Source organism: Rathayibacter sp. AY2B7, assembly GCF_002931635.1.
Classification (GTDB): Bacteria; Actinomycetota; Actinomycetes; order Actinomycetales; family Microbacteriaceae; genus Rathayibacter.
On sequence record NZ_PSUC01000153.1, the window covers coordinates 1 to 5,359 of the forward strand.

The following is a 5,359-nucleotide window of genomic DNA, read 5'->3' on the forward strand; positions in this document are numbered from 1 at the left end:
GACGGCGCCGGCCGCACCCTCACGCTCTGGGACTTCGAGACGCCCGACAGCGACCGCGGCATCGCCTGGCTCGCCGCCCGCGACATCTTCACCCAGGAGACGGGGGCCGAGATCGCGTACGAGTTCAAGGCCTTCGAGCAGCTGCGCACCGGCGCCAGCCAGATCTTCAACTCCAACTCGGCGCCCGACGTCGTCGAGTACAACAAGGGCAACGCGACCAGCGGACTCCTCTCGAGCCAGGGCCTGCTCACCAACCTCGACGAGGCGGTCGAGTTCTACGGCTGGGACTCGCTGATCCCCGGCGCGCTGCAGACCACCGCGAAGTACGACGAGAACGGGATCATGGGCTCCGGCTCCTGGTACGGCATCCCCAACTACGGCGAGTTCACCTTCGTCTACTACAACAAGGACGCCTTCGCCGCGAACGGCCTCGAGGTCCCCACCACCTACGAGGAGTTCACGGCCGTCCTCGACGCCTTCGTGGCCAAGGGGATCACCCCGCTGGCCGAGGCCGGCGCCGAGTACCCGCTGCAGCAGCTCTTCTACCAGCTCGCGCTGCTGAAGGCCGACCGCTCCTGGATCACCGACTACCAGACCTACACGGGCGAGGTCGACTTCGAGGACGCGGCCTGGAGCTACGCGGCCGACCAGCTGAAGACCTACGTCGACAAGGGCTACTTCTCGGCCGACGCCTCCGGGCTGAAGGCGGAGGACGCGGGCACGGCGTTCATCTCGGGCGAGTACCCGATCTTCTTCTCGGGCTCCTGGTGGTTCGGCCGCTTCAAGACCGAGATCACCGGATTCGAGTGGGACACGTTCCTCTTCCCGGGTGCCGAGTTCACGATGGGCTCCGCCGGCAACCACTGGGTGATCCCGGAGACGGCGAAGAACAAGGACCTCGCCTACAAGTGGATCGACATCACGATGCGACCCGAGATCCAGAACCTCATCGGCAACAACGGAGGCATCCCGCTGGTCGTCGACGAGAGCGCCATCACCGACGAGAAGAGCAAGGCGCTGCTCTCGCAGTGGAAGACGGTCGTCGACGGCGACCAGCTCTCCTTCTACCCCGACTGGCCCACCGCGACCTTCTACGACGACCTGGTCGCCGCCACGCAGGAGCTCATCAACGGCTCCTCCGACGAGTCCGCCATGCTCTCCGACCTCCAGGCCAAGTACGACGACGGAGTCGCCGACATCAAGTGACGCGGAAGCGTCACGTGATGTCGGCCACGGCGGCCGGCCCCGCGCCTGCAGGCGTGGAACGGCAGCGGACGACCTGAGGACGTGACGGCGACCCCTCGAGGGGGTCGCACGAACACCGCCGGGCCTCCACCCCCCCCCGCTGGATGCCGCTCCGGTACACGACATGCCGTCGCCTCCGTACCGGAGCGGCATCCCGCCCCAGCACGCCCACGACCCCGTCCGACCTAGGAGTACCCATGACGACGACAGCACCTCGTCGCGCGGAGAGCGCGCCGCCTCCCACGACGCCGCCCCGCGAGAAGCGCTCCGGCGGCTACTGGCTCTACCTGATCCCCGGGTTCGTGCTCTTCACGTTCATCGTGCTGATCCCGCTGATCTGGAACGTCTCCATCAGCTTCACGTCCTGGCGCGGCATCAAGCCGCCGATCTTCATCGGCCTCGACAACTGGATCGAGCTGATGGGCGACGACCAGTTCTGGACCTCGTTCCTCAACTCGGTCTACATGATCATCGCGATGGTGATCGTCCCCACGATCCTCGGACTCCTGCTCGCGGCGATCCTCTTCGATCTCGTCGGCAAGAAGTTCGGCGGGCGCCTGGCGAGCTTCCTCCGCGCCACCTACTACCTCCCGCAGATCCTGCCGACCGTCATCGCCGCGATCGTCATCGGCTGGATCCTCCGCCCCGACAACGGCGCGCTGAACTCGATCCTCGAGGCCGTCGGGCTCGGCTCCCTCTCGCACGACTGGCTCGGCAAGCCGGACACCGCGATGCTCTCGATCATGGTCGTGATGATCTGGGTGCAGCTGGGCTACCCGGTCGTCATCTTCATGGCGGCGCTGCAGCGCGTGGACCCCGAGCTCTACGAGGCGGCGGAGCTCGACGGGGCGAACTGGTTCCAGCGCTTCCGCTGGATCACGGTCTCGATCATCCGGCCCGAGATCTTCGTGGTCACCCTCACCTGCACCATCGCCGCGCTGAAGGTCTTCGGCCCGATCTACGCCCTGACCCGCGGCGGCCCCGGCGACTCCACGATCGTCCCCTCCTACTACTCCTACACCGAGTTCTTCCAGAAGCAGCAGGTGGGCTACGGCGCCACCATCGCGACCGCGCTCACGATCGTCATCGTGATCCTCGCCGTGCTGTTCATCCGCGCCCAGGAGCGCGTCGAGCGCAGCGAAGGAGCCCGCTGATGTCGGCCATCGAGACCCTGCCCCTCACCCAGGCCGGCACGGAGGACGCGGACCTCTCGTCCTCCCGTCCCGCCAAGCCCGCGAAGGGCACGACGAAGCGCACCCTCGGCGACTGGGTGATCCTCGCCGTCGCCGTGGTGATCGGGCTCGTGATCATCAGCCCGGTGCTGCTGATCCTGCTCAACTCCTTCAAGACCCCCGCGGAGTACTCGGCGAACGGCCCGCTCGCCTTCCCGACCGGCCTCTCCTTCGACGGCCTCTCGACCTTCTGGAGCCGCGTCGACTTCCCCGAGAAGCTCGGCAACTCGATCCTCATCTCGGGGTCGGTCGCGATCCTCGCCGTCGCCCTCTCGGTGCTGAACGCCTACGCGATCGGCATCGGCCGGGTCCGCGGCCGGAGCTGGATCATCGTCCTGTTCCTGCTGGCGAACATGCTCCCGCAGGAGGCCCTGCTCTACCCGCTGTACTACATGTTCAAAGCGGTCGGGATCTACGACACCCAGCTGTCGGTCATCGTCATCTTCACCGTCATCCAGTCGGCGTTCGGCACCTATCTGCTCTCGAGCGTCTACGGCACCTTCCCGAAGGAGATCCTCGAGGCCGCGGCTCTCGACGGCGCCTCGAAGTGGCAGGTCCTCACCCGGGTGATCGTCCCGATCTCGCGGCCCACCCTCTCGGTGCTGATGATCTTCTTCTTCATCTGGACCTGGAACGAGTTCCTCATCCCGCTGGTCTTCCTGGTGAGCGACGCGACGCAGACCGTCCCGATCGCGATCTCGAGCCTCCAGGGCGACAAGATCATGGACGTCACCACGACCAGCGCGAGCGCCCTCCTGGGCCTTCTCCCGACGCTGATCTTCTTCCTGATCTTCCAGCGCACCCTCACCCGCGGCATCACCGCCGGCGCGGTCAAGTAGCCCTCTCTCCCTCCGTCGGCGCCTCCCTCGCGGGATCCGCCGGCGCGCCATCGAAAGGCACCCCCATGAAGTTCACCGACGGGTTCTGGCAGACGCGGGCCGGATTCACGCCCCTGTTCGCGCAGGAGGCGTACGACATCCGCACCGACGGCACCTCGCTCGAGGTGATCGCCCCGACCCGGGTCATCCAGGGCCGCGGCGACGTCCTCAACCGGCCGGCGCTCACGGTCACGGTGTCCTCGCCGGCCGAGGGGGTCGCGCGGGTGCGGATCGAGCACTGGCGCGGGACGGCGGTGCGGCCCGGCTTCGAGCTGGCCGGGGGCGACGTCGGAGCGGCGGAGGTGACGGAGTCCGGCGGCGTGCTGCGCACCGGCGACCTCGAGGTCCGGATCAGGCAGGGCGCTCCGTGGTCGCTGGAGTTCTGGGACACCTCGACCGGCACGCGCCTCACCGGCTCCGGGCACAAGGCGCAGGGCTACCTGACCGGACCGGACGGAGCCGCCTACCTGCACGAGCAGCTCGACCTCGGCGTCGGCGAGCTGGTCTACGGGCTCGGCGAGCGCTTCGGCCCCTTCGCGAAGAACGGCCAGACCGTGGACGTGTGGAACGCCGACGGCGGCACCTCCTCCGAGCAGGCCTACAAGAACGTCCCGTTCTACCTCTCCAGCCGCGGCTACGGCGTGCTCGTGAACGATCCCGGCCTCGTCTCGTTCGAGATCGGCTCCGAGGCGGTCGAGCGCGTGCAGTTCTCGGTCGGCGGCGAGGCGCTGGAGTACCTGGTGATCCAGGGCCCGACGAAGAAGGACGTGCTGCGGCGCTACACCGGTCTCGCGGGCCGCCCCTCCGTCGTGCCCGCCTGGAGCTACGGGCTCTGGCTGACGACCAGCTTCACCACGAGCTACGACGAGGAGACGGTGAACTCCTTCATCGACGGCTTCGCGGAGCGGGAGCTGCCGCTGTCGGCGTTCCACTTCGACTGCTTCTGGATGCGCGAGTTCCAGTGGACCGACCTCGAGTGGGACCCGCGCACCTTCCCGGAGCCGGAGGGGATCCTCGCCCGCCTGCACGAGCGCGGGCTGCACACCTGTGTCTGGATCAATCCGTACATCGCGCAGGCGTCGCCGCTGTTCGCCGAGGGGCGCGAGAAGGGCTACCTGCTCAGAACGGCCTCCGGCGACGTCTGGCAGTGGGACATGTGGGTCGCCGGCATGGCGCTGATCGACTTCACGAATCCGGAGGCGACCTCCTGGTTCCAGGAGAAGCTCCGCGTCCTCGTGCGCCAGGGCGTCGACTCCTTCAAGACCGACTTCGGCGAGCGGATCCCGTCGGAGGGCGTCGTCTGGGCCGACGGGACCGACCCCGAGGCCATGCACAACTGGTACACCCAGCTCTACAACCGCGCGGTGCACGAGGTGCTCGAGCAGGAGCTCGGCGAGGGCCGCGCGGTCCTCTTCGCCCGCAGCGCCACGGTCGGCGGGCAGTCGCTGCCGGTGCACTGGGGCGGGGACAACACCTCCTCCTACGTGTCGATGGCCGAGACCCTGCGCGGAGGCCTCTCGCTCGCGCTGGGCGGGTTCGGCTTCTGGGCGCACGACATCGGCGGCTTCGAGGGCACGCCCGATCCCGGAGTGTTCAAGCGCTGGCTCGCGTTCGGCCTGCTCTCCTCGCACTCGAGGCTGCACGGATCCTCCTCGGTGCGCGTGCCGTGGGCGTTCGACGAGGAGGCCGTGGAGGTCACCCGGCTCTTCACCCGGCTGAAGCTCTCGCTGATGCCCTACCTCTTCGCGGCGGGGGCGGAGGCGGCGAGCACCGGCGTCCCGATCATGCGCCCGATGGCGCTCGAGTTCGAGGACGACCGCAGCGCCGCCCACCTCGACACGCAGTACCTGCTCGGGCACGACCTGCTCGTCGCTCCGGTGTTCACCGAGGACGGCACGGTCGAGTTCTACCTCCCGCGCGGGACGTGGACGAGCTGGTGGACGGGCGAGCGGATCGTCTCGACGGGGGAGTGGCGTCGTGAGGTCCACGGCTTCGACTCGCTGC

4 protein-coding genes are annotated in these 5,359 nt (G+C 68.2%); all 4 read left to right on the forward strand.

All coding sequences use genetic code 11. The annotated features are described in order from the left end of the window. The coding region (locus C5C27_RS16440) for an ABC transporter substrate-binding protein (protein WP_104314936.1) at positions 1–1,206 on the forward strand (1,206 nt) is incomplete at its 5' end. Between the two features lie 236 nt (positions 1,207–1,442). Then, positions 1,443–2,399, forward strand: coding sequence for a carbohydrate ABC transporter permease (locus C5C27_RS16445; protein WP_104314937.1), 957 nt, complete (start codon positions 1,443–1,445; stop codon positions 2,397–2,399). Continuing rightward, the gene (locus C5C27_RS16450; RefSeq protein WP_104227354.1) at positions 2,399–3,316 is read left to right on the forward strand and encodes a carbohydrate ABC transporter permease; all 918 of its coding nucleotides are present in this window, start codon (positions 2,399–2,401) and stop codon (positions 3,314–3,316) included. Before C5C27_RS16445 ends, C5C27_RS16450 begins: the two co-directional genes overlap by 1 nt. Before the next feature lie 65 nt (positions 3,317–3,381). Next, a partial coding sequence (gene yicI, locus C5C27_RS16455) for an alpha-xylosidase (protein WP_104314938.1) occupies positions 3,382–5,359 on the forward strand: 1,978 nt, incomplete at its 3' end.